Annotated in this window: 3 protein-coding genes; 1 reads left to right on the forward strand and 2 read right to left on the reverse strand. The window is 62.0% G+C overall.

The window, feature by feature from the left end; all coding sequences use genetic code 11:
• Window positions 1-339, forward strand: a 339-nt coding sequence (locus HX846_RS28240) for an enoyl-CoA hydratase-related protein (RefSeq protein ID WP_256349686.1), incomplete at its 5' end; no start/stop codon positions are given.
• 141 nt (window positions 340-480) lie between these two features.
• Here the strand turns inward: HX846_RS28240 and HX846_RS28245 are convergent.
• Window positions 481-1,632 (reverse strand): acyl-CoA dehydrogenase family protein, encoded by a 1,152-nt coding sequence (locus HX846_RS28245; RefSeq protein ID WP_087693006.1) that lies wholly within the window; start codon window positions 1,630-1,632, stop codon window positions 481-483.
• Between the two features lie 3 nt (window positions 1,633-1,635).
• On the reverse strand, window positions 1,636-2,135 hold a 500-nt coding region (locus tag HX846_RS28250), incomplete at its 5' end, for an enoyl-CoA hydratase/isomerase family protein (protein WP_178966551.1).

Raw genomic sequence — 2,135 nt, forward strand, 5'->3', positions numbered from 1 at the left:
CTGACCCGCGCCGTGGGCAAGGCCAAGGCCATGGAAATGTGCCTGACCGGGCGCTTTATCGATGCGGTGGAAGCCGAGCGCTGCGGGATCGTCGCGCGCATCGTGCCGGCGGATGAGCTGTTGGACGAAGCATTGAAGGTCGCGACCCTGATCGCCGGCAAGTCGGTGCCCATCAGCATGATGGTCAAGGAAAGCGTGAACCGTGCGTTTGAAGTGAGCCTGTCCGAAGGCGTGCGCTTTGAGCGCCGGGTGTTCCACGCGGCGTTTGCCACGCTGGATCAGAAGGAAGGCATGGCGGCGTTTGTGGCCAAGCGTGCGCCGGAGTTCAAGGACAAGTAAACACTGTCCTGTAACGCTGAAGATCAAAAAATGTGGGAGCGGGCTTGCTCGCGAAGGCGGTGTTACAGTCACCCGATGTATCGACTGATCCACCGCCTTCGCGAGCAAGCCCGCTCCCACATTGGTTCTGCGAAATACCTGTTACAGCTGGTAGTTTTTCAATTCTCTGGCAATCACCATCCGCTGAATCTCGCTGGTGCCCTCGTAAATCTGGGTAATCCGCGCATCCCGGTAGTAACGCTCCACCGGGTAGTCCTCCAGATAGCCATAACCCCCATGAATCTGCATGGCTGAAGAGCACACCTTCTCGGCCATTTCCGAGGCAAACAGCTTGGCCTGGGAGGCCTCCGACAGGCATGGCTTGCCCGCACTGCGCAATCGGGCGGCGTGCAGGATCAGCAAGCGCGCCGCATTCAGGCGGGTTTGCATGTCGGCCAGCAAGTTGGCCACGCTCTGGTGCTCGATGATCGCCTTGTCGAACTGCACCCGGTCACGGGCATAGGCCAGCGCGGCCTCAAAGGCGGCACGCGCAATACCCAGCGCCTGGGCGGCAATCCCGATGCGTCCGCCTTCGAGGTTGGACAGGGCGATGGCCAGGCCCTTGCCGCGTTCACCCAGCAGGTTGGCTTCCGGTACGGTGCACTGGTTGAGGGTGACGGCACAGGTGTCCGAGGCACGAATGCCCATCTTGTGTTCGGTACGGTCCACCACGAAGCCCGGGGTGCTGGTCGGCACCAGGAACGCCGAGATGCCTTTCTTGCCCAGGTCAGGGTCGGTCACTGCAAACACGATCGCCAGCTTGGCGCGCTTGCCGTTGCTGACAAACTGCTTGGCGCCGTTGATCACCCACTGGCCGTCCCGCAGTTCGGCACGGGTGCGCAGGTTGTGCGCTTCGGAACCGGCCTGGGGTTCGGTAAGGCAGAAGCAACCGATGGCCTGGCCGCTGGCCAGTTCCGCCAACCAGGTTTCCTTTTGTGCTTGTGAGCCGTAGTTGAGGATTGGCCCGCAACCCACTGAATTATGGATACTCATCAGTGCGCCGGTAGCGCCGTCGCCAGCGGAAATCTCTTCCACTGCCAGGGCGTAGGCCACGTAGTCGACGTAGGTGCCGCCCCATTCTTCGGGCACCACCATGCCCAGCAAACCCAACTCGCCCATCTTGGCGACCAGGGCATCATCGATCCAGCCGGCCTTTTCCCAAGCCTGGGCGTGGGGGGCGATTTCGCCACGGGCAAAGTCCCGCGCCATGTCGCGGATCATCACTTGTTCTTCTGTAAATTCAATATCTTGCATGACTTAGTTCCCGTTCTTGTCGAAGTCGCGGAAGAAGCTTTCGACATGATCAGCCTCCAACGCCTGCAGGGTTGGAGGGTTCCAGCGAGGGGTTTTGTCCTTGTCGATCAGCAGGGCGCGGACGCCTTCGATCAGGTCGCCACGGGCAAACCATTGGCGGTCCAGGTGCAGTTCCAGGGCAAAGCATTGCTCCAGCGGCAGGTGGCGCCCGCGACGCAGCATCTGCAGGGTCACGGCCATGGCCAGGGGGGAGCGCGTCTGCATCAGGCTGGCGGTGGTCAATGCCCAGTCATGGCTGTCGGCGACGGTGACTTGCTGCAATTGCTCGACGATGCTCGGCACGTCCGGCAAGGCAAAGAAGTGATCGATGGCTGGGCGTAGCGCCGCCAGGGGGGCGTCGGGCAATTGTTGCACCGCGAGGCTGGCCAGCAGGCCTTGCAGGTCCTTGAGGGGAGAATCGTGCCATTCCAGGCGGTCCAGGCGCTGGTCGAGGTCGGCGAGCC

This window comes from Pseudomonas sp. K5002, assembly GCF_013386655.1.
In the GTDB taxonomy this organism is placed as follows: Bacteria; Pseudomonadota; Gammaproteobacteria; order Pseudomonadales; family Pseudomonadaceae; genus Aquipseudomonas.